The organism is Streptomyces sp. WZ-12, from assembly GCF_028898845.1.
Taxonomy (GTDB): Bacteria; Actinomycetota; Actinomycetes; order Streptomycetales; family Streptomycetaceae; genus Streptomyces.
In genome coordinates, this window is record NZ_CP118574.1 from 4,973,830 (window position 1) to 4,994,650 (window position 20,821).

Below are 20,821 nucleotides of genomic sequence, written 5' to 3' on the forward strand. Positions count from 1 at the left end.
CCGCGCCGCGGGTGACGGAGCGCGGCACCGGAGGGCGCGAGTGGGCGCATCGGAAAGCCACCGGGAAGAGCACCAGGAAGAGGAAGGGCCGATCGTGGCTCAGCAGAGCACCGAGACCGACTGGGTCTCCAGGTTCGCGGACGAGGTCATTGCCGAGGCGGAGCGCCGCGCCCCCGGCAAACCGGTCGTCGTCGCCTCGGGCCTGAGCCCGTCCGGCCCGATCCACCTCGGCAACCTCCGCGAGGTGATGACCCCGCACCTGGTCGCCGACGAGATCCGCCGCCGCGGCCACGCCTGCGTGCACATCCTGAGCTGGGACGACTACGACCGGTACCGCAAGGTCCCGGCCGGCGTCGACCCGTCCTGGGAGGAGCACATCGGCAAGCCGCTGACCGCGGTGCCGGCCCCGCCCGGCAGCACCCACGCCAACTGGGCCGAGCACTTCCGGGCCGCCATGGAGGAGGCGCTGGCGGAGCTGGGCGTTACGTACCGCGGCGTCAGCCAGACCGCGCAGTACACCTCCGGCGCCTACCGCGAGCAGGTCCTGCACGCGATGAAGCACCGCAACGACATCGACGCCGTCCTGGACCGCTACCGCACCAAGGACAAGGCGACCGGCAAGCCGAAGAAGCAGCAGAAGCCGGTCGACGAGGCCGAGTTGGAGGCGGCGGAGGGCTCCGGCGCGGCCACCGAGGACGACGGCAGCGCCGGCGGCGCGGGCTACTACCCGTACAAGCCCTACTGCACGGTCTGCAACAAGGACTTCACCAAGGTCATCGGCTACGACGACGCGACCACCGACCTGACCTACGAGTGCGTCGCCTGCGGTCACTCCGAGACCGTGGCGCTGCGCGAGTTCGACCACGGCAAGCTGGTCTGGAAGGTCGACTGGCCGATGCGCTGGGCCTACGAGGGCGTGATCTTCGAGCCGTCCGGCGTGGACCACTCCTCGCCCGGCTCGTCGTTCGTCGTCGGCGGCCAGATCGTCCGCGAGGTGTTCGGCGGCGACCAGCCGATCGGCCCGATGTACGCCTTCGTCGGCATCAGCGGCATGGCGAAGATGTCCTCGTCCAAGGGCGGGGTGCCCACCCCGGGCGACGCGCTGCAGATCATGGAGGCGCCGCTGCTGCGCTGGCTGTACGCCCGCCGCAAGCCCAACCAGTCCTTCAAGATCGCCTTCGACCAGGAGATCCAGCGGCTCTACGACGAGTGGGACAAGCTGGTCGCCAAGGTCGCCGACGGCACCGCGCAGCCCGCGGACGCCGCGGCGCACGCCCGGGCGATCGGCACCGCCGCCGGTGAACTCCCGTCCACGCCGCGCCCGTTGCCGTACCGCACGCTGGCCTCCGTCGCGGACATCACCGCGGGCCACGACGAGCAGACCCTGCGCATCCTGAGCGAGCTGGACCCGGAGCACCCGGTCGCGTCCCTGGACGAGACCCGGCCGCGGCTCGACAAGGCGGAGCACTGGATCGCCACCCAGGTCCCCGCCGACCAGCGCACCGTCGTCCGCGCGGAGCCGGACGCCGAGCTGCTGGCCACCCTGGACGACCAGTCCCGCGGCGCGCTGCGGCTGTTGCTGGCGGGCCTGGACGACCACTGGTCGTTGGACGGCCTGACCACGCTGGTCTACGGCGTCCCGAAGGTCCAGGCGGGCCTCACCCCGGAGGCCAAGCCGACCCCGGAGCTGAAGGTCGCCCAGCGCGCCTTCTTCGCCCTGCTCTACAACCTCCTGGTCGGCCGCGACACCGGCCCCCGGCTGCCCACGCTGCTGCTCGCGGTGGGTGCGGACCGGGTCCGCACGCTGCTGGGCGGCTGAGCGGAGGAGCTCGACGGCGTCGGCTCCTACCTGAGAGCGAGAACGGGTTCGGCCCCGGGAACGAGGGTTCCCGGGGCCGAACCCGTCACGATGGCTGCATGAGGGGAATCATCGGTTTCATCGTCATGCTCCAAGGCGGCCTGGGCCTCGTCGGCCGGCTCTTCTTCGACGGTCCCTGGGGCGTGCTGCACCACTTCGTCGACCTGCCGACGCCCGCCTACGCCGGCATCTTCGCCGTCGGCGTCGCCCTGCTGGGTTGGGAGGAGTGGGACCGCAACCGCAAGGGGAAGGCGGCGGAGGGCGCCTGACGGCGCCTACGGGCATCCGCGGCGCCAACTCCCGCTTCGCCAAGGCCGCTTGCCGCAAGGACCGTCGGAGGGTCTCCTCCGACGGTCCTGTGACGTGTCAGGCGCCGTTGGCCTTGGCCGCCGCGGCGACGGCCTCCTTGGCGGCGGCCTGGACGGCCTTCAGCAGGTCGTTGCCGTTGGGGGAGTCGGCCCCGGCCATGCCCGCGCCGTTGTAGTTGATCGTCACGACGATGTTGGCGGTGCGCGCCACGACCGTCGTGTTCTTGAAGTCGTTGCCGTCCTTGGAGATGTCGTAGGTGAGGGCGGTGGCCGCGTCACCGGTGCCGGTGGTCGCCACGGCGTTGACCTTCTTGGCGCCCTGGGTGCCCTTGGCATCGTTGATCTGCTGGGTGTAGAAGTCCGTGGCGCGCTTGTCGCCGGAGCCGACGGTCGGGTCGGAGTCGTAGCGCTGGTAGGCGACGTCCAGCCAGCGGAACTGGGTGCCGTCGACGCCCTGCTCGTCCGAGCTGCTCCAGGAGCAGGCCCCGCGGGCGTTGGCGTCGGTGGACTTGCCCTGGTTGCCGGCGGCGTCCTTCACCTTGGGCAGCATCTTGTTGAGGGTGTCCTTGGAGAACGCCTCGCAGGCGTTCGGCAGCTTCTTGAACTTGGCTGCCGCGACGGTCGGCGACGGGGAGCCCGTGGCGCTGGACGAGCCGGAGGGAGTGCTGCCACCGGAGCTCTTGCTGTCCGAGCCGGAGCACCCGGCGACGAGCAGCACCGGTACTGCTGCGCAGGTGAGGAGGCTGGCGAGTCGCTTGGCTGATCGGTGCATGGTTCCTTCGCTGTTCGTCGTCGTCGAGTCGTTGCGGACCCTTGTGGAGCGTGACGACCCACCCCACCGGTCGGGACGGGTCCAAGGGCACGGTACGCGGCGGAGCGAGGCGAGTGGTCGTTTCGCGGCGATTGATCGACGGGGCGAATCGGGCGAAATCGGGGTCAACTTCCCCTTCGGGGTGATCCGCTCTTACGGCGCTATTCGCTGAGCCTGTCAGCCAGTTCGCCGGCCAGGGAACGGGCCTTGTCCTGCAGTTCCTGGCTTTCCGGCAGCCGCGTCTTGTCCGTGGACCACTGGTCGTAGGTGAGCGTCACGATGACGTTCGACGTGCGAAAGACCACAGTGATGTCGCGGTGCACGCCGGAGTCGGCGGTGATCAGTTGGTCGTTGAGGAAGCCCACGTCGCCGAGGCCGTCCAGGACGCGCGGCGCGAGCGGGCCGCCCGGGTTCGACGCGGGGGCGGAGGGGGTGTCGGACGGGCTGGCCGACGGCGAGCCCTTGTCCGCCGAACCGTCCGCCTTCTTCCCGCCGGCGTCCTTGCCCGTGGCGCTGTCCCCGGGCTTGGGCTGGCCCGAGGGCTGGTCCTTCGGGGACGTCGAGGGCGAGGCGGCCTCGGTGCCGGCGGACGGGATCTTGGCGGCCTTCTCCTTGTCGGAGTAGAGCTGCTGCGCCCGGTCGTCGTCGCTGACCGCGGCGTCGTACGAGACCACGCGCTGGATGTCGAGCGTGAGGTGGCGGGTGCCCGCGGTGGTCTCCCGCGCCCACTGGCAGCCGACCCGGCGATCGGTGTCGTAGGTGATGTCGGCCCGGCCGGCGAGGATCTTCTCCGCGTCCGCCTGCGACGGTTGCTGGCCGTCGCCGGGCAGCATGTCGCGCAGGGTGCTGCGCGCGGGGAGGGTGCAGGGCTCCGGCAGGGTCTGGTAGCGGCCGGGCTGGGCGGACTGGCTGGCGGCGGTGGCGTCGCCGCCCTTGCCGTCGCCGCCGCTGGGGTCGGTGGTGGAACCGCCGGAGCAGCCGGTGAGGCCGGCGGCCAGGGCTGCGGTGACCAGCAGCGCGGCACCGGGTACGAACGATTTGCGGGGCACCGTTCGTGGCTCCTCTCCTGCGGAAATGTGGTTGCCGCCGGGCGGCGGCCGATGGACACAATGTGTACCGCACGTCGAGCCGTGAACGCCGGCTCGCTGTCCAGGAACGGACGTATTGTCCGCATAGTGCGTTTTTAAGATTTCCGGGGGAAAGGGTTCAGCCATGTCGTACACCGAAGTGCCCGGCGCCCAGGTGCCGATCCGGATGTGGGCCGACCCGTCCACGGTCGAGGGTGTCGCGATGCAGCAGTTGCGCAACGTCGCCACGCTGCCGTGGATCAAGGGCCTGGCCGTCATGCCGGACGTGCACTTCGGCAAGGGGGCCACCGTCGGCTCGGTCATCGCGATGAACGGGGCGGTCTGCCCGGCCGCCGTCGGCGTGGACATCGGCTGCGGCATGAGCGCGGTCAGGACCTCGCTCACCGCCGACGACCTGCCCGACGACCTGTCCCGGCTGCGCTCCCGGATCGAGCGCACCATCCCGGTGGGCCGGGGGATGCACGACGACCCGGTCGACCCGCGCCGGATCCACGGCTTCCCGGCAGCGGGCTGGGACGACTTCTGGGCGCGCTTCGACGGGGTGGCCGAGGCGGTCAGGTTCCGGCACGAGCGGGCCGCCAAGCAGCTCGGTTCGCTGGGTTCGGGCAACCACTTCATCGAGTTCTGCCTCGACGAGACCGGTGCGGTCTGGCTGATGCTGCACTCCGGCTCCCGCAACATCGGCAAGGAACTGGCCGAGCACCACATCGAGCAGGCCCGCAACCTGCCGCACAACCAGGGGCTGGTCGACCGCGACCTCGCCGTCTTCATCGCGGACACCCCGCAGATGGCGGCCTACCGCAACGACCTGTTCTGGGCGCAGGAGTACGCCCGGCACAACCGTGACGTGATGATGGCCCTGTTCCAGGACGTCGTCCGCAAGGAGTTCCCCAAGGCCCGGCCGACCTTCGAGCCGGTGATCTCCTGCCACCACAACTACGTGGCGGAGGAGAGCTACGACGGCATGGACCTGCTGGTGACCCGCAAGGGCGCGATCCGAGCCGGCAGCGGTGACTTGGGGATCATCCCCGGCTCGATGGGCACCGGTTCGTACATCGTCCGGGGGCTGGGGAACCCGGCGTCCTTCAACTCCGCCTCGCACGGCGCCGGTCGGAAGATGAGCCGGAACGCCGCGAAGAAGCGCTTCTCCACGCGCGACCTGGAGGAGCAGACCCGGGGCGTGGAGTGCCGGAAGGACTCCGGGGTCGTCGACGAGATCCCCGGCGCGTACAAGCCGATCGAGAAGGTCATGGACCAGCAGCGGGACCTGGTCGAGGTCGTCGCCAAGCTCAAGCAGGTGGTGTGCGTCAAGGGGTGAGGGGCGGGAGCGCGCCGGGCCGGGCCTTAAGCGGGCTCGGCAGGGGTGCCTGAGGGGGGCGTCCGGCCTGGGCCGGGGCTCCGGCGCGGAACGTCCAGGGTGGAGTGCCGCTACGGAGCGGGCTCGGAACCGGCCCGGGGCGGGGCGCTGTTGGGGCGCCCCGCCCGGCTTTTTGCCTCAATTGCCGCGGTGCACCTTGGTGTTGGACGCCTGGGCGCGGGGGCGGACGACGAGCAGGTCGATGTTGACGTGCGGGGGGCGGGTGACCGCCCAGGCGACGGTGTCGGCGACGTCCTCCGCGGTGAGCGGCGCGTCCACGCCCTCGTAGACCCGGGCGGCCTTGTCGGTGTCGCCGCGGAAGCGGGTGGTGGCGAACTCCTCGGTCTTGACCATGCCGGGGGCCACCTCGATGACCCGCACCGGCTGCCCGCACAGCTCCAGGCGGAGCGTCTCGGCGAGGACATGGGCGCCGTGCTTCGCGGCGACGTACCCGCCGCCGCCCTCGTACGTCGCGTGCCCGGCGGTGGAGGAGAGGACGACGACGGTGCCGTCGCCGGAGGTCGTCAGCGCGGGCAGCAGCGCCTGGGTCATGTGCAGCACGCCGAGCACGTTGACCTCGTACATCGCGCGCCAGTCAGCCGGGTCGCCGGTGGCGACCGTCTCCGAACCGAGCGCGCCACCGGCGTTGTTCACCAGGACGTCGATGGAGGGGAAGCGGTCCAGGTCCCGCGCGAAGGCGTCGACGGCGGCGCGGTCGGTGACGTCGAGCGCGTACGCCTCGGCGCGCGGCAACTCGGCGGCGAGGGCCTCGATCCGGTCCTTGCGGCGGGCGGTGAGCACCACGCGGTAACCGGCGGCGGCCAGGGCCCGGGCGGTCGCGGCACCGATGCCACTGCTCGCTCCGGTGACGACGGCGGTACGGAGGCCGGCGGTGTCGGCGGTCATGGTGCTCTCCCTCTACACGGTGTGGGTGGACGGCGAGCCGCGGTGCGGCACGTGAACTGCGGCGCGGCGCATGGACCGTGGTGCGGTGCATGGGCGGCAGCGCGGTTCGCGCCCCGCGGCGCGGAACGTGTCCTGTGGTGTGGGTGATGCGTCTGTGGCCAGGATATGCAGTGGTGGAGGGTGCGTTGACGGCCGGTGGGTGTGCGCTTCCCCCATCGCTCCCGGGGGGCCTGGTGGCGTCCCGGCGCGGGGGACTGGGGCGGGGCCGCTCGTTCGTCTAGCGGCCGCGGGGGGCGTACATGATCATGGCCATGCCGGCCAGGCAGATCAGCGCGCCGATGACGTCCCAGCGGTCGGGGCGGTAGCCGTCCGCGACCATGCCCCAGAGCAGCGACCCGGCGACGAACACCCCGCCGTACGCGGCGAGGATCCGGCCGAAATGGGCGTCCGACTGGAGCGTGGCGACGAAGCCGTACAGCCCCAGGGCGATCACCCCGGCGCCGACCCACACCCAGCCCCGGTGTTCCCGCACCCCCTGCCAGACCAGCCAGGCACCGCCGATCTCGAAGAGCGCGGCGACGATGAACAGGGCGGCGGAGCGGGCGACGAGCATGCCGCCCAGCGTAGAGAAGGCGGGCGGGCCGATGCCTTGGCGGCCCGGTATCGGGGTGTTCCCGTGCCCGATGCACCGTGCTCGATGCCTGGTGCCCGTGCCCGGTGCCCGACGCCTCGGCCTCGCCTCTCGGCGGCCCAGGGGCTGGGTGGCCCGGCGTCGGGGCCGGGTGCGGTGTGCGCCTCCCTCTCGTCGTGGTGGGTGCCGGGTGTGGGGTGTGGGGTGTGGGGTCTTTGGGGTGGTCGTTCGGGCTGCTGCGCTTTACGTCCGAACAGTCGCCCCTCCGGCCCCACACCCTCCCGTGAGGGAACGGGGCTCCACCCCGGGGCGAGCGGCCCAGAGTGAGCGGTGCGGGGCGACGGCAGGTCATATCTGCCCGGAAGGCTCGGGGCGCCCGGACGGGGCCGAGGGCCCGGAGGGGGCGAACGGTGCGGCGGCGGGCGGGGGTTGGGGGATGGCGGAGGCCGTCGCGGTGCCGGTCCAGTGGGTGAGGGCGGTGCGGATTTCGGCGGTGCGCTCGGTGGGGGTGGTGGTGTCCGTGGCCCAGGCGATGTAGCCGTCGGGGCGGACCAGGACGGCCGTCTTGCGGTCGCTCGCCCAGGAGGCGGTGACGAACCGGTCGCGGGCGGGGACCGGGGTCCTGTCTGACGCCGGTGCGTCCAACGCCGGTGCGTCCGTTGCCGGTGCGTCCAACGCCGGTGCGTCCGACGTCGGCTCGTGCTGGGGGGTTATCAGGGCGAACTTGCCCTGCCGGAGGAGCTCGTAGAGTCGGCCGCCGCCGGCGAGGCGGACGTCGGGGGCGCGCCGGCCGGCCAGTCGATGGGCGCCGGGGCCGGCCGGGTAGGCGAGGTCGATGCCGGAGAGACCGCCGATCGCCCGGCGGGGCAGCGCCGGCACCCGCCGGAGGAGCTGCAGGCCGAGGCCGCGCAGCGCCCGGCCGGGGGCGGAGTGCACCAGCGCGAGCCGGATGAGGGCGCCGCTGCTGCGCAGCACCGTCTTGCCGACCGGATGGCGCTCCGCCTGGTAGCTGTCCAGCAGGCTGTCGGGGGCGTGGCCCCGGAACACCGCCGCCAGCTTCCAACCGAGGTTGGCCGCGTCCTGGAGGCCGACGTTCATCCCCTGGCCGCCGGCCGGGGAGTGGACGTGCGCGGCGTCCCCGGCGAGGAAGACCCGGCCGACGCGGTAGGCCGGGGCCTGCCGCTCGTCGCTGTGGAAGCGGGAGATCCAACGGGCGTCGTGCAGGCCGTAGTCGGAGCCGAAGGCGAGGCGGGTGACCTCGCGGACCTCGTCCAGGGTGGCGGGGGCGTCCTCGGCGGCCTGGGCGTGGCGGTTCCAGCCGATGACGCGGTACCAGCCGTCCCCGAACGAGGCGATCAGGCCGAAGGCGTCCGGGGTGGCGTTGACGGCGAAGGGGGAGGCGGGGGGCTGGGTCAGCCGGACGTCGGCGAGGACGACGGAGCGGATGACGGCCTTGCCGGGGAAGGGCAGGCCGATCGCTTCGCGGACGGAGCTGCGGCCCCCGTCGGTGCCGACCACATACGCGGCACGCAGGCTCCCGAGGCCGTCGCCCGCGCCGCCGCGCTCCGTACCGCCGCGCCCCTGGCCGTCGCCCGCGCCGTCGTGCGCGCCAACGGCCGCCCGGAAGTGGACCGTTGCACCGTCCTCGTCCTGATCCAGGCCCAGCACCTCGGAGCCGTACCGGAAGGTGACGCCGGCCCGCTCGGCGCGCCGCAGCAGCAGGCGCTCGACCTCGTACTGCGGGGTGATCAGGACGAAGGGGAATCGGGAGCGGAGCCGGGCCATCGGCAGCGTCGCCATCCCGAACAACTGGAGCCCGGCGAGCCGATGGCCGCCCGCGACCAGCTCGTCGGCGAGCCCGCGGGCGTCCAACTGCTCCAGCGACCGGGCGTGCACGGCCAGGGCCCGGCTGAGATTGCTGGTGGTGCGCTTCCGGCGCTCCAGGAGCGTGACGGCCAGGCCGGCCTCGGCGAGGTCGCCGGCGAGCAGCAGCCCGGTCGGGCCGGCGCCCACCACGATCGCGTCCGCATCCCGCCCGGTCGGCGCGGCGCCGGTCGGGCGCGCGTCCGCTCTGCCGCCGGCGCGGCTCTCGCCGTCGCCCCGGGTGACTCCTGGCTTGCGGTTGAGGGCATCCATGACTGTCGCCTCCTGCCAACGCATGTTGGTCAACGCCTGTTGGCAAAAGCGTAGGGCGCCCACGACTCGCGTGTCAACGAGCGTTGGCCTACATTTGTTGGCATGGTCGAACGTGATCCCTCCGCCACCCCCGCCGACGCGTCTCCCGGCGCCCCCGAGGTCCGGCCGGAGGTCGACAACGGCCCCGCCCCCGTCGTCCCCGAGGCCCCCGACGCCGGCGTCCACCCCCGCCCCCGCCGCTCCGACGCCACCCGCGCCGCGATCCTCACCGCCGCCCGGGACCGCTTCGCCGCCGACGGCTACGAGCGGGCCACCATCCGCGCCATCGCCCGGGACGCCGGCATCGACCCGTCGATGGTGATGCGCTACTACGGCAACAAGGAGGGCCTCTTCGTCGCCGCCTCCGCGATCCATCTGCCCGCCCTCGACCTCGCCGCGGTGCCGATCGAGGAGCGGGGCGCCCGGCTCGTCCGCCACTTCATCGAGCTCTGGGAGGGCGATGAGACGCTCACCGGGATGATGCGCGTCGGCGTCACCAACGAGGCCGGCGCGGAGCGGATGCGGCAGGTCTTCACCGAGCAGGTCCGCCCGATGCTCGACGCGGTCTGCACCGTGCCAAAGGAGGCGCCGGCCCGCGCCGCCCTGGTCGGATCGCAGATCCTGGGCATGGCGCTGTGCCGCTACGTCCTGCACTTCGGCCCCGCCGCCGACTTCAGCCACGACGAGCTCGTCGCCTGGATGGCCCCCACCATCCAGCGCTATCTGACGGCCGAACGACCGTAGCGGCGGCCCCCGTTGGGGCGACACCGCGCCGCCGGGTCATCGGGCGGCGCGGCGGCCGGCGGCTCAGGACGGTCCCGCGTCCCCGTCCGGCACCCGCCCCGCGATCCGCCGCAGATGGCCCTCGAAGACCCGCCGCGCCTCGGGCGTCAGCGTCCGCAGCGCCACCATCGCCGTCACGATCACATCGCACAGCTCCGCCTGGACGTCGTCCCAGGTGTGACTGTGGCCCTTGCGCGGATTCTGGCCGGTGGCCCCGATGACGGCCTGGGCGACCTCGCCGGCCTCCTCCGAGAGCTTCAGGAAACGCAGCAGCCGCTCCTGCTCGGCCGGCAGCGCGCTCTCCCGGTCGAGCCAGCGCACCAGCCCGGCGACGGTGTCCCAGGGGGCCGCGTCGGACGGGAGCGCGGAAGAACGGGCGGGAACGGGCCGGGAGTTGGCGGCGGCCGGAGTGTGCGCGGGCTCCGGCGGGGCGGCGGGGTGATCGGACATGGCCCGATTCTGCCGCTCGTTCCACGGCCCGCGCCCCCGTGGCCCCTAGGGTGAGGCGACACCGGCAGGAGAGGCGACGACCGACAGACCGGCGCACCGGGGCGGCCCCCGGCGCGGCGGACGAGCGGAAGGCGGCCAGGCGGATGGACGAGCACCCCGCGACGCCCCGCGACCGGTTCCCACAGGAGCTGATCGCGTTCTACGGGCTGACCCGGCTGCCCCGTGAAGGCGGCTGGTACCGCAGCACCTGGGCCGGTCCAAAACGGCCGGACGGCCGACCCGAGGGCACGGCGATCGTGATGCTGCTGACCGCAGAGCCGGGCGTCTTCTCCGCCCTGCACCGGCTCCCGACCGACGAGATCTGGCACTTCTACCGGGGCGACCCGCTCACCCTGCTCCTGCTGCCCGAGCACGGTGACGCCCGCACCGTCGTCCTCGGCCCGGACGTACTCGGCGGCCAGCACGTCCAGTTCACGGTGCCGGCCGGCACCTGGATGGCCGCCGAGGTCGCCCCCGGCGGCTCCTGGACGCTCTTCGGCTGCACCATGGCGCCCGGCTTCACCTTCGCCGACTACGAGCACGGGGACGCCGGCCGGCTGGCCGCGCTCTTCCCCCAAGAGGCGGCGCGGATCGGGGCGTTGAGCCGAACATGACGACGACGCCCGCCCAACGGGCCCACCCGATACCAAACCGGCCCCGCCCCGCAGCGAGAAGCGCCAAGAAGACCGCCGGCAAGGAGAACCCCACCCCATGACGAGCACCCCGCATGCCGACCACCCCGGCCCCCGGCCGGGCGCGCCCGACCCCGCCCTGCCCGACCTCACCGGTCAAGTGGCCCTGATCACCGGGGCGTCGGGCGGGATCGGCCGGGGCATCGCGCTGCGGTTCGCCGCCGCCGGGGCGGACGTGGTCGCGCACTACCGGGCCGGCGAGGAGGCCGCTGGGGCGCTGGTCGAGGAGATCCAACGGGGCGGCGGCCGGGCGCTCGCGCTGCGCGCCGACCTGACCGCGGAGGAGGAGTGCCACCGGCTGGTCGCGGAGGCGGCCGGGTGGCGCGGGCGGCTGACCGCGCTGGTGAACAACGCGGGGGTACAGCCCACCCAGGAGCTGGCCGGGATGTCGCTCGCCGACTGGCGGGCCGTCGCCGACCCCAACGTGCACAGCGTCTTCGCCTGCACCCAGGCCGCCGTGCCGGCGCTGCGCGCGGCCGGCGGCGGCACGGTGACCCACATCGCCTCCATCGAGGCGGACCGCCCGGCGCCGCGGCACGCCCACTACTGCGCGTCCAAGGCGGCGGTGGTGATGCACGCCCGGGCGGCGGCCCTGGAGTACGGGCCGTACGGGATCCGCGTCAACAGCGTCTCGCCGGGGCTGATCGCGCGGCCAGGGCTGGCCGAGGACTGGCCGGAGGGGGTGGCCCGATGGCAACGGGCCGCGCCCACCGGGCGGTTGGGGCGCCCCGAGGACGTCGGCGACGCCTGCGTCTTCCTCGCCTCGCCGATGGCTTCCTGGATCACCGGCCACGACCTCGTCGTGGACGGCGGGGTCTTAGCCCGTCCCACCTGGTGAGTCCGTCGCGGTGCCGCGCCCGTCCGCGAACCGTCCCCCGCGGTGCGTCGGCCCCGCGGCGCCGACCCGGTCGGGCCCTATCGGGACCGGGTCCGGCGGCTCACGGCCACACCAGGCAGTACGCCTGGTGCCCCGCCTCGTGGAGGCGGTGGGAGAAGTCCTGCCATTCGTGCAGGAGTTGGTAGACGCTGAAGGCGTCGCGCGGGCCGCCGCGGTCGGGGACGGTGGACCAGATGAAGGCGGCCGCGCCGACCGACTCCTCGCCGACGCCGCGCAGCGGATCGACCACGGTCATCGGGAGCTTGACGACGGCGTAGTCGGGGTGGAGGACGACCAGTTCCAACGGGGGCACCTTGTGCAGCGGTATGCCCTCTATACCGGTGAGGACCATGGCCGCCATGGTCTCGGGCTTGATCTTGGTGAACATGCCGCCCATGCCGAGCTCGTCGCCGCCGAGTTCCTCGGGGCGCATCGAGATCGGGACCCGGGCGGCCGTGGCGCCGTTGGGCGCGCCGAAGTACTTGTACGTCACCCCCATGCGGCCGCCCCTGTTTTCCCCACCCGTAATGCTCTCGGCGCCCCTGTACCGGTCGTCGTCCCCCTGGTGTTCGGAGCCCTCCCGCCGGTGACGGCCGCGCTGGGCGCGCTCGGGACCCCGGTCATTGGTTCCCTCGCCCAGTTCGCCACCGCGATGCATATCTCCACCCGACCACTCGCAGCCCCAGCCGCGCAACCCGATCATCGTCCCAGAGACCTCCCCCGTCACCGGCGCGTGAAACGCCCGGCCGCACGCCCCCGTGCACCTCTGAGACCATTGCTTGCGTGACTTACTCGTACGACGCCCCAGTTTCGCAGACGCGCGGGGGCTGACGCCCGGTCGCGAGCGAGAGGAACGAAAAAGAAACCAAGTGGGAATGCAGGGGAATCGCGCGGGCGGGCCGGGTGGTCCGCGGGTGGTTCCCCGCGCCCCAGCCAGCCGGGCCGTGTCCGCGCGCCGCCGCCCTCCCCCCTCCGTATATGCAGGTCAGGATCACAGTGTCTTTTCCGTATGAAGCCCCTGTTTCGCAGTCGCTGTTCGACCGCGCGTCCGTGGTGACCCCGGGCGGCGTGAATTCTCCGGTGCGGGCCTTCCGGGCCGTGGGCGGTACGCCCCGGTTCATGGTGTCCGGTACCGGCCCGTACCTCACCGATGCCGACGGCCGGGAGTACGTCGACCTGGTGTGCTCGTGGGGACCGATGATCCTCGGCCACTCGCACCCCGAGGTGATCGCGGCGGTCCAGGAGGCGGTGTCCCACGGCACGTCCTTCGGGACGCCCGGCGCCGGCGAGGTGGAGCTCGCCGAGGAGATCGTGGCGCGGATCGCGCCCGTCGAGCAGGTGCGGCTGGTCTCCAGCGGCACCGAGGCGACGATGTCGGCGATCCGGTTGGCGCGCGGCTTCACCGGCCGGGCCAAGGTGATCAAGTTCGCCGGCTGCTACCACGGGCACGTGGACGCGCTGTTGGCCGCGGCCGGTTCGGGCGTGGCGACGTTCGGACTGCCGGACACCCCCGGGGTCACCGGTGCGCAGGCCGGCGACACCGTCGTGCTGCCGTACAACGACCTCGACGCGGTCCGGGCCGCGTTCGCCGCGCACCAGGGCGAGATCGCCTGTGTGATCACCGAGGCGTCGCCGGGCAACATGGGCGTCGTCCCGCCGCTGCCGGGCTTCAACCAGGGCCTTGCGGACCTCTGCGAAGAGCACGGCGCGCTCTTCATCTCCGACGAGGTCATGACCGGATTCCGGGTCAGCAAGGCCGGTTGGTACGGCATCGACGGCGTCCGCCCGGACCTGATGACGTTCGGGAAGGTCATGGGCGGCGGCTTCCCGGCCGCGGCCTTCGGCGGCCGCGCGGACGTCATGGCGCACCTGGCCCCGGCCGGGCCGGTCTACCAGGCGGGCACGTTGTCCGGGAACCCGATCGCCACCGCCGCCGGCGTCGCGCAGCTCCGACTGCTCGACGACGCCGCGTACGCCAAGGTCGACGCGGTCTCGACGGAGGTCCGCGGGCTGGTCACCGCCGCGCTGGCCAAGGAGGGCGTGGCGCACCGGCTCCAGGTCGCTGGGAACATGTTCTCCGTCTTCTTCACCGACGCCGAGGTCACGGACTACGACAAGGCCAAGGCGCAGGAGTCGTTCCGTTTCACCGCCTTCTTCCACTCGATGCTGTCGCAGGGCGTGTACCTCCCGCCGTCCGCGTTCGAGTCGTGGTTCGTCTCGACCGCGCACGACGACGCGGCGATCGAGCGGATCGCCGCCGCGCTGCCGGCCGCCGCGCGGGCCGCGGCCGAGGCGACCGCGTGAGCGGCACGGGTGGAGCGGACCGGAAGATGGGTGACATGAACAACGGCGACGCGAACGGCGACGAGACCACCGTCGTCCACCTGATGCGGCACGGCGAGGTGCACAACCCCGAGGGCGTGCTCTACGGGCGCCGGCCCGGCTACCACCTCTCCGATCTGGGGCGGAAGATGGCCGACCGGGTCGCCGAGCACCTCGCCGACCGGGACATCACGCACGTGGTGGCCTCGCCGCTGGAGCGCGCGCAGGAGACCGCGTCGCCGATCGCCGACGCGCACGGCCTCCAGATCGCCACCGACGAGCGGCTGATCGAGGCCGCCAACGTCTTCGAGGGCAAGACCTTCGGGGTGGGCGACGGCGCGCTGAAGAAGCCGGGCAACTGGAAGTACCTCACCAACCCGTTCCGCCCGTCGTGGGGCGAGCCGTACATCGAGCAGGTCGTCCGGATGATGGCGGCGCTCGGCGCGGCCCGGGACGCGGCCCGCGGGCACGAGGCGGTGGCGGTCAGCCACCAGCTCCCGATCTGGATCGTGCGCAGCTTCGCCGAGCGGCGGCGGCTGTGGCACGACCCGCGGAAGCGGCAGTGCACGCTGGCCTCGCTGACGTCGTTCACCTTCCACGGCGACAAGATCATTTCCGTGGGGTACAGCGAACCGGCGCGTGACCTGGTGCCGTCCCACCTGTTGGCGGGCGCCAAGCCCGTGAAGGGCGGATCCAAGGCGTTCGGCGCCTGATAGGCCGTCACGTGGCGAAATGTCAAATTCGCCGGAAATGCAAAGTCTGAGCCAATAGCACGGAACCTCACCGTCCGACATGCCCTCTATAAAGATGTCCGTTTATATGGATATCTAGTTCGTCGAGCACGGATGGGGAACGACGCTATGGGCGCGATGAGTCGGCGAAGCCTGCTGGGCATGGGAGTTGGGGCGGCCGCCGCGCTGGGCGTGGCGGGCTGCTCCAGTTCCGGGTCCGGCGGCGGTCAGCGGGTGAAGAACGCGGCGCCGGCCCGCCCCAAGCTCATAGGCGACGGCTCGACCTCGGACTACGGCAAGCAGCCCAACCAGCCCGCCGCCCCCGAGCGGCTGGAGCCGGGTCAGACCCCGCCGCAGTTCGTGGTCTTCTCCTGGGACGGGGCGGGGGAGGTCGGCAACGGCCTCTACCCCCGCTTCCGCAAGCTGGCCAAGGACCACGGCGCGGCCATGACCTTCTTCCTCTCCGGGCTGTACCTCCTGCCCGAGCAGAAGAAGCACCTCTACCTCCCGCCGAACAACAAGCCCGGCGCCTCCGACATCGGCTACCTCAACGACGCCCACATCAAGGAGACGCTCGACAACGTCCGTCAGTCGTGGCTCGACGGGCACGAGATAGGCACCCACTTCAACGGCCACTTCTGTTCCGGCCGGGGCAGCGTCAAGCACTGGACGCCGCAGCAGTGGCAGTCCGAGATAGACCAGGCCGTGGGCTTCGTCACCAAGTGGCGGACGCACACCGGCCTCTCCGACGCGGACCCGCTGCCCTTCGACTACCGCAAGGAACTGGTCGGCGGTCGCACCCCCTGCCTGCTCGGCCAGGAGAACCTGCTGCCCACCGCCCGCCAACTGGGATGGCGCTACGACGCGAGCTCGCCCGGCGGCCTCCAGATGTGGCCCCGTAAGAAGCAGGGCATCTGGGACTTCCCGCTCCAGCAGATACCTTTCCCCGGCCACTCGTTCGAGGTCCTGTCGATGGACTACAACATCCTGGCCAACCAGTCCAAGAACTCCACGAAGGCGCCGCCGGCCAACTACCCGGGCTGGCGCCGGCAGGCCGCCGACGCGTACATCTCCGGTTTCCGCCGCGCCTACGAGACCAACCGCGCGCCGTTCTTCATCGGCAACCACTTCGAGGAGTGGAACGGCGGCATCTACATGGACGCCGTCGAGGAGGCGTTCAAGCACATCGCCGACGAGAAGAACAAGGACGTCCGGCTGGTCTCCTTCCGGCAGTTCACCGACTGGCTCGACGCGCAGGACCCGCAGGTCGTCCGCAAGCTCCAGCGGATGGGCGTCGGCGAACGGCCGGCCGGCGGCTGGAAGAACTTCCTCGCCTGACGGTCGGTCGGCCCGTGCGGCGCGCCGGAATGGGCGGTTCCGGTGGGTCTGACATGGCTCTTCGCGCGGAGCGCGGCGGGGCGAGGGGGGCGCGGAAGATCCGCAATTGGCCCATGCGAAACTTTTCACATGAGTGACAGCCGCGCCCCCCGCCGCCTCACCAGTCGCCGCCGTCTCGCCCTGTACGCCGCGGGAGCGGCGGCCGCCTCGCTGACGCTCGGCGCCTGCGGCGACGGTGCCTCCGGCGGTTCGGCGCAGACCCGGTTCGTCCAGGGCAAGAACGGCGTCGACACCGTCCAGCCCGACGAGCGGCAGCCGGCGCCCGACCTGTCCGGCGAGACCACCACCGGCAAGAAGCTGAACGTGGCGGACTACAAGGGCAAGGTCGTCATCATCAACGTCTGGGGCTCGTGGTGCGGCCCCTGCATCGCCGAGGCCGCCAACTTCGCCAAGGTCGCCAACGAGACCAAGGCCAAGGGCGTCCAGTTCATCGGGATCAACACCCGCGACGTCGAGAAGGCGCAGGCCACCCAGTTCGAGGAAGAGCACAAGATGCCCTACCCGAGCCTGTTCGACCCCCAGGGCAAGTTGATGCTGCGCTTCCCCAAGGGCAGCCTCAACCCGCAGGCGATCCCGTCCACCATCGCCATCGACCGGCAGGGGCGGATCGCCGCGCGCTCGATCGGCCCGCTCGCCGAGGACGACCTGCGCAAGATGGTCGACCCGCTGATCGCCGAGAAGTGATCGCGTGATCGCGCTCGCCGCCGCCACCGCGCAGAACCAGACCATCCTCACCGGCACGCTGCTCGCCGCCGTCCCGCTGGCCCTCTTCGCCGGCCTGGTCTCGTTCTTCTCGCCCTGTGTCCTCCCCCTGGTCCCGGGCTACATGTCCTACGTCACCGGCGTGACCGGCACCGACCTCGCCGAGGCCCGGCGGGGCCGGATGCTGGCCGGCGCCGGCCTCTTCGTCCTCGGCTTCACCGCCGTCTTCGTCTCCGGCGGCGCCCTCTTCGGATTCTTCGGCCAGACCCTCCAGGAGTACAAGCCCGTCATCTCGCGCGTCCTGGGCGTGCTGATGATCCTGCTCGGGCTGGCCTTCGCCGGCCTCCTGAAGCGGTTCGGCCAGCGGGAGTTGCGGTTCCACAGGAAGCCCTCGATGGGGCTGAGCGGCGCGCCGGTGCTCGGGGTGCTCTTCGGCGTCGGCTGGACGCCCTGCCTGGGACCCACCTTCACCGCCGTCAACGCCCTGTCCTTCCAGGAGGCCAGCGCCGGCCGCGGCGCACTGCTCACCGTGGCCTACTGCCTGGGCCTGGGGCTGCCGTTCATCGCGGTGGCGCTCGCCTTCCGCCGGATGCTCGGCGCCTTCGGCTGGGTCAAGCGGCACTACGTATGGGTGATGAGGGCGGGCGGCGGCATGATGATCGCCCTCGGCGTGCTCCTCGTCACCGGCGTCTGGGACAGTCTGATGTCGCAGCTCCAGAGCTGGACGCAAAGCATCACCGTTGGGATCTGATTGATGTCCACCAAGACCGACACCACGGACGAGCCGGGCGCCACCGCCGACCAGGGCGGTGATCTCGGCGCGGCCGGATCCCAGCTCTCCACCGCCCCCAAGGAGGACATCAGCCTCCCCTCGCTCGGCCCGATCGGCTGGGCGCGGTGGTTCTGGCGGCAGTTGACCTCGATGCGGGTGGCGCTGCTGCTGCTCTTCCTGCTGTCCATCGGCGCGATCCCCGGCTCGCTGATCCCGCAGACCAGCATCGACCCGGTCAAGGTCGACCAGTTCAAGGCCGAGCACGCCACCCTCGGCGGGGTCTACGACAAGCTGGGGATGTTCCACGTCTACAGCTCGGTGTGGTTCTCGGCGATCTACCTGCTGCTGTTCATCTCGCTGATCGGCTGCATCGTGCCGCGCGCCTGGCAGTTCGTCGGGCAGCTCCGGGGCCGCCCGCCGGTCGCCCCCCGCCGGTTGACCCGGCTGCCCGCGTACACCACGTGGCGCACCGAGGCGGCGCCCGAGGACGTCCTCGACGCCGCCGAGCGGATGCTGAAGAAGCGGCGCTTCCGGATCCGCCGGGAGGGCACCGCGGTCGCCTCCGAGAAGGGCTACCTCCGCGAGGCCGGCAACCTCCTCTTCCACGTCGCGCTGATCGTGATGCTGGTGGCGTTCGCCGTCGGCAGCCTGTGGAAGTCCGAGGGCGGCAAGCTGATCGTCGAGGGCGACGGCTTCTCCAACAGCCTCACCCAGTACGACGACTTCTCCTCCGGGCCGTTCTTCGACACCGACACCATGGCGCCGTTCGGCTTCACCCTGAACTCCTTCGACGCGACCTACGAGCGGACCGGCCCGCAGAAGGGCACCCCCCGCACCTTCCAGGCCAACATCAGCTACTTCTCCGGCGCGGACGGCGCCGAGCACAAGCAGACGATCCGGGTGAACACCCCGCTCGACATCGAGGGCAACAAGGTCTACCTGCTCTCCCACGGCTACGCGCCGGTCGTCACCGTCAAGGACGGCCGCGGCAAGACCGTCTACCACGGTGCGGTGCCGTTCCTCCCGCAGGACCCCAAGAACTTCACCTCCTCCGGCGTGGTGAAGGTCCCCGGCGCCCAGACCAAGGACGGCCAGCGCAACCAGCTCGGTTTCCAGGCGCTGTTCGTCCCGACCTTCGGCGGCAAGAACTCCGGGTCGATGTTCTCCCAGTTCCCGGCGCCCGACTTCCCCGTGCTGTCGGTGAACGCCTGGCACGGCGACCTCGGCATGGACTCCGGCCTGCCGCAGAACGTCTACCAGCTCGACACCAAGCGGCTGAAGCAGTACAAGGACGCCAGCGGCGACATCTTCAAGAAGATGCTGCTGCCCAAGGACCGCGCCGGGCAGATGCTCGGCCACGCCGGCGCCAAGCTGACGCCCGACCAACTCGACGCCGAGTCCACGATGAAGCTCCCGAACGGCGAGGGCTCCATCACCTTCGACGGCATCAAGACCTGGGCCAGCTTCAAGATCGCCCACCAGCCGGGCAACGGGCTCGCGCTGGCCGGCGCGGTCTGCGCGCTGCTCGGCCTGGCCGCCTCGCTGTTCATCCAGCGGCGCCGGGTCTGGGTCCGGGCGGAGCCCGCCGACGGCGGCGGCACCGTCGTCGAGATGGCCAGCCTCGGCCGCAGCGAGTCGGCCCGGGTGGCGGAGGAACTCGCCGCCCTCGCGGCCGCGTTGACCCCGAGCGCCCCGCTGGCCGCGCCCGCACCGGACACCGGGGAAGCCCCCGAACCGTCCGCCGAAGACCCGACGGAGCCCACCGACTCTGCCGATCCTGCTGACCCCTCCGAAGGAGCGCGCGCGTGAATCTCGCTGCCGCAGCCAACGAGACACTGGCTCACAACAGCAATGTGCTGGTCTATTCGGCGATGGCCGTCTACACCCTCGCCTTCGTTGCCCACATGGCCGAGTGGGTGTTCGGCAGCCGCAGCAAGGTCGGCCGGTCCGCCGCCGCCCTGACCGTCGCGGCCACCGCGCCGGCTCCCGCCCAACGCGCGCAGAAGGGGGGCACCGCCGTCCTGGAGCGTCCCAAGGTCGTCACCCGGGCCGCGGCCGGCAGCCGGGACGTGCCCGACGGCCCCGGTGCGCACGGCGGCACCGAGAAGGGTGACCTCTACGGCCGGATCGCGATCTCGCTGTCCGTCCTGGCCTGGGCGCTGCACGTCGGCGGCATCGTCACCCGCGCCCTGTCCGTGCAGCGCGCCCCCTGGGGCAACATGTACGAGTTCTCCACGACCTTCGCCGGGGTCGCGGTGGGCGTCTACCTCGTCCTGCTGCTGCTGAAGAAGAACGTCCGCTGGATCGGCCTGCCGCTGGTCACCACCGTCCTGCTCACCCTGGGCCTGGCGGTCAGCGTCCTCTACACCGCCAGCGACCAACTGGTGCCCGCGCTGCACTCGTACTGGCTGTGGATCCACGTCTCCTGCGCGATCCTCTCCGGCGCGGTGCTCTACCTCGGCGCCGTCGCCACCCTGCTGTTCCTCTTCCGCGACCGCTACGAGGCCAAGCTGGCCAACCCGGACGGCCCGCAGCCCGGCGCCTTCGCCACCTCGATCCTGGAGCGGCTGCCCTCGTCCGCCTCGCTCGACAAGTTCGCCTACCGGGTCAACGCCACCGTCTTCCCGCTGTGGACGTTCACCATCATCGCGGGCGCCATCTGGGCCGAGGCCGCCTGGGGCCGCTACTGGGGCTGGGACCCCAAGGAGGTCTGGTCCTTCATCACCTGGGTCGCCTACGCCTGCTACCTGCACGCCCGCGCGACCGTCGGCTGGAAGGGCCGCAAGGCCGCCTGGCTGGGCCTGATCGCCTTCGCCTGCTACCTCTTCAACTACTACGGCGTGAACATCTTCGTCACCGGCCTGCACTCCTACGCCGGCGTCTGAGCGGGTCCCGCCCGACCTCCACGCAACCGGTGCCGT

Annotated in this window: 20 protein-coding genes; 13 read left to right on the plus strand and 7 right to left on the minus strand. The window is 71.9% G+C overall.

The genetic code is table 11. From position 1 onward, the window contains the following. Positions 1-94 precede the first annotated feature (94 nt). Together lysS and PV796_RS21495 are read left to right on the plus strand one after the other, a co-directional pair. Positions 95-1,819 carry a lysine--tRNA ligase gene (gene lysS, locus PV796_RS21490; RefSeq protein ID WP_274914946.1) on the plus strand — a complete coding sequence of 575 codons (1,725 nt, stop codon included), beginning with the start codon at positions 95-97 and terminating at the stop codon, positions 1,817-1,819. A 98-nt stretch (positions 1,820-1,917) separates the two neighbouring features. Continuing rightward, positions 1,918-2,127: a hypothetical protein gene (locus PV796_RS21495; RefSeq protein WP_274914947.1), complete on the plus strand. Its 210-nt coding sequence runs from the start codon at positions 1,918-1,920 to the stop codon at positions 2,125-2,127. 97 nt (positions 2,128-2,224) lie between these two features. Here the strand turns inward: PV796_RS21495 and PV796_RS21500 are convergent, their stop codons facing one another. Both PV796_RS21500 and PV796_RS21505 read right to left on the minus strand, forming a co-directional pair. Beyond that, positions 2,225-2,938, minus strand: coding sequence for a DUF3558 domain-containing protein (locus PV796_RS21500; protein ID WP_274914948.1), 714 nt, complete (start codon positions 2,936-2,938; stop codon positions 2,225-2,227). A gap of 200 nt (positions 2,939-3,138) precedes the next feature. After that, positions 3,139-4,026 (minus strand): hypothetical protein, encoded by an 888-nt coding sequence (locus PV796_RS21505; protein WP_274914949.1) that lies wholly within the window; start codon positions 4,024-4,026, stop codon positions 3,139-3,141. Positions 4,027-4,189: 163 nt separating this feature from the next. Between PV796_RS21505 and PV796_RS21510 the strand changes: the two genes are divergently transcribed. After that, complete coding sequence (locus tag PV796_RS21510) at positions 4,190-5,383, plus strand: RtcB family protein (RefSeq protein ID WP_274914950.1); 1,194 nt, start codon at positions 4,190-4,192, stop codon at positions 5,381-5,383. 177 nt (positions 5,384-5,560) lie between these two features. Here the strand turns inward: PV796_RS21510 and PV796_RS21515 are convergent, their stop codons facing one another. The 3 genes from PV796_RS21515 to PV796_RS21525 form a co-directional block, all read right to left on the minus strand. Next, entirely contained in the window at positions 5,561-6,328 is a 768-nt protein-coding gene (locus PV796_RS21515; protein ID WP_274914951.1) for an SDR family NAD(P)-dependent oxidoreductase, read from the minus strand. Between the two features lie 277 nt (positions 6,329-6,605). Then, entirely contained in the window at positions 6,606-6,941 is a 336-nt protein-coding gene (locus PV796_RS21520; protein WP_274914953.1) for a YnfA family protein, read from the minus strand. A 366-nt stretch (positions 6,942-7,307) separates the two neighbouring features. Beyond that, on the minus strand, positions 7,308-9,095 hold the full coding sequence (locus PV796_RS21525; protein ID WP_274914954.1) for an FAD-dependent monooxygenase: 1,788 nt from the start codon (positions 9,093-9,095) through the stop codon (positions 7,308-7,310). Positions 9,096-9,197: 102 nt separating this feature from the next. Here PV796_RS21525 and PV796_RS21530 point away from each other — a divergent pair, with 102 nt between their 5' ends. Beyond that, a complete protein-coding gene (locus tag PV796_RS21530; RefSeq protein WP_274914955.1) occupies positions 9,198-9,878 on the plus strand; it encodes a TetR/AcrR family transcriptional regulator in 681 nt (226 codons plus the stop codon). A gap of 63 nt (positions 9,879-9,941) precedes the next feature. Here PV796_RS21530 and PV796_RS21535 read toward each other — a convergent pair whose 3' ends face one another. Beyond that, positions 9,942-10,367, minus strand: coding sequence for a MazG-like family protein (locus PV796_RS21535; protein WP_274914956.1), 426 nt, complete (start codon positions 10,365-10,367; stop codon positions 9,942-9,944). 143 nt (positions 10,368-10,510) lie between these two features. On the opposite strand from PV796_RS21535, the gene PV796_RS21540 reads away from it, so the two are divergent. Next, a complete protein-coding gene (locus PV796_RS21540; RefSeq protein ID WP_274914957.1) occupies positions 10,511-11,020 on the plus strand; it encodes a cupin domain-containing protein in 510 nt (169 codons plus the stop codon). Between the two features lie 97 nt (positions 11,021-11,117). Continuing rightward, entirely contained in the window at positions 11,118-11,936 is an 819-nt protein-coding gene (locus PV796_RS21545) for an SDR family NAD(P)-dependent oxidoreductase (RefSeq protein WP_274914958.1), read from the plus strand. A gap of 100 nt (positions 11,937-12,036) precedes the next feature. Here the strand turns inward: PV796_RS21545 and PV796_RS21550 are convergent, their stop codons facing one another. After that, complete coding sequence (locus tag PV796_RS21550; protein ID WP_274914959.1) at positions 12,037-12,633, minus strand: hypothetical protein; 597 nt, start codon at positions 12,631-12,633, stop codon at positions 12,037-12,039. A gap of 320 nt (positions 12,634-12,953) precedes the next feature. Here PV796_RS21550 and hemL point away from each other — a divergent pair, with 320 nt between their 5' ends. From hemL to ccsB, 7 genes are all read left to right on the plus strand, one after another. After that, positions 12,954-14,279, plus strand: a complete 1,326-nt coding sequence (gene hemL, locus PV796_RS21555) for a glutamate-1-semialdehyde 2,1-aminomutase (protein WP_274914960.1) — start codon at positions 12,954-12,956, stop codon at positions 14,277-14,279. Positions 14,280-14,314: 35 nt separating this feature from the next. Next, a complete protein-coding gene (locus PV796_RS21560) occupies positions 14,315-15,010 on the plus strand; it encodes a histidine phosphatase family protein (protein ID WP_274914962.1) in 696 nt (231 codons plus the stop codon). A gap of 147 nt (positions 15,011-15,157) precedes the next feature. Then, entirely contained in the window at positions 15,158-16,366 is a 1,209-nt protein-coding gene (locus PV796_RS21565) for a hypothetical protein (protein WP_274919165.1), read from the plus strand. 129 nt (positions 16,367-16,495) lie between these two features. Then, positions 16,496-17,110: a TlpA family protein disulfide reductase gene (locus tag PV796_RS21570; RefSeq protein ID WP_274914963.1), complete on the plus strand. Its 615-nt coding sequence runs from the start codon at positions 16,496-16,498 to the stop codon at positions 17,108-17,110. Between the two features lie 7 nt (positions 17,111-17,117). After that, complete coding sequence (locus PV796_RS21575) at positions 17,118-17,879, plus strand: cytochrome c biogenesis CcdA family protein (RefSeq protein WP_274919166.1); 762 nt, start codon at positions 17,118-17,120, stop codon at positions 17,877-17,879. Positions 17,880-17,882: 3 nt separating this feature from the next. Further along, positions 17,883-19,709 (plus strand): cytochrome c biogenesis protein ResB, encoded by a 1,827-nt coding sequence (gene resB / locus PV796_RS21580; protein ID WP_274914964.1) that lies wholly within the window; start codon positions 17,883-17,885, stop codon positions 19,707-19,709. After that, positions 19,706-20,785 carry a c-type cytochrome biogenesis protein CcsB gene (gene ccsB / locus PV796_RS21585; protein WP_274914965.1) on the plus strand — a complete coding sequence of 360 codons (1,080 nt, stop codon included), beginning with the start codon at positions 19,706-19,708 and terminating at the stop codon, positions 20,783-20,785. Before resB ends, ccsB begins: the two co-directional genes overlap by 4 nt. Positions 20,786-20,821 lie beyond the last annotated feature (36 nt).

Bases quoted from the DNA above. Each gene is read 5' to 3' on its own strand.
- PV796_RS21520 (WP_274914953.1), bottom strand. From the start codon at position 6,941: ATGCTCGTCGCCCGCTCCGCCGCCCTGTTCATCGTCGCCGCGCTCTTC.
- PV796_RS21500 (WP_274914948.1), bottom strand. From the start codon at position 2,938: ATGCACCGATCAGCCAAGCGACTCGCCAGCCTCCTCACCTGCGCAGCA.
- PV796_RS21530 (WP_274914955.1), top strand. From the start codon at position 9,198: ATGGTCGAACGTGATCCCTCCGCCACCCCCGCCGACGCGTCTCCCGGC.
- PV796_RS21570 (WP_274914963.1), top strand. From the start codon at position 16,496: ATGAGTGACAGCCGCGCCCCCCGCCGCCTCACCAGTCGCCGCCGTCTC.
- PV796_RS21540 (WP_274914957.1), top strand. From the start codon at position 10,511: ATGGACGAGCACCCCGCGACGCCCCGCGACCGGTTCCCACAGGAGCTG.
- PV796_RS21510 (WP_274914950.1), top strand. From the start codon at position 4,190: ATGTCGTACACCGAAGTGCCCGGCGCCCAGGTGCCGATCCGGATGTGG.
- PV796_RS21515 (WP_274914951.1), bottom strand. From the start codon at position 6,328: ATGACCGCCGACACCGCCGGCCTCCGTACCGCCGTCGTCACCGGAGCG.
- resB (WP_274914964.1), top strand. From the start codon at position 17,883: ATGTCCACCAAGACCGACACCACGGACGAGCCGGGCGCCACCGCCGAC.
- PV796_RS21545 (WP_274914958.1), top strand. From the start codon at position 11,118: ATGACGAGCACCCCGCATGCCGACCACCCCGGCCCCCGGCCGGGCGCG.
- PV796_RS21525 (WP_274914954.1), bottom strand. From the start codon at position 9,095: ATGGATGCCCTCAACCGCAAGCCAGGAGTCACCCGGGGCGACGGCGAG.
- PV796_RS21560 (WP_274914962.1), top strand. From the start codon at position 14,315: ATGAACAACGGCGACGCGAACGGCGACGAGACCACCGTCGTCCACCTG.
- PV796_RS21535 (WP_274914956.1), bottom strand. From the start codon at position 10,367: ATGTCCGATCACCCCGCCGCCCCGCCGGAGCCCGCGCACACTCCGGCC.
- PV796_RS21495 (WP_274914947.1), top strand. From the start codon at position 1,918: ATGAGGGGAATCATCGGTTTCATCGTCATGCTCCAAGGCGGCCTGGGC.
- PV796_RS21565 (WP_274919165.1), top strand. From the start codon at position 15,158: ATGGGCGCGATGAGTCGGCGAAGCCTGCTGGGCATGGGAGTTGGGGCG.
- hemL (WP_274914960.1), top strand. From the start codon at position 12,954: ATGCAGGTCAGGATCACAGTGTCTTTTCCGTATGAAGCCCCTGTTTCG.
- PV796_RS21550 (WP_274914959.1), bottom strand. From the start codon at position 12,633: ATGCATCGCGGTGGCGAACTGGGCGAGGGAACCAATGACCGGGGTCCC.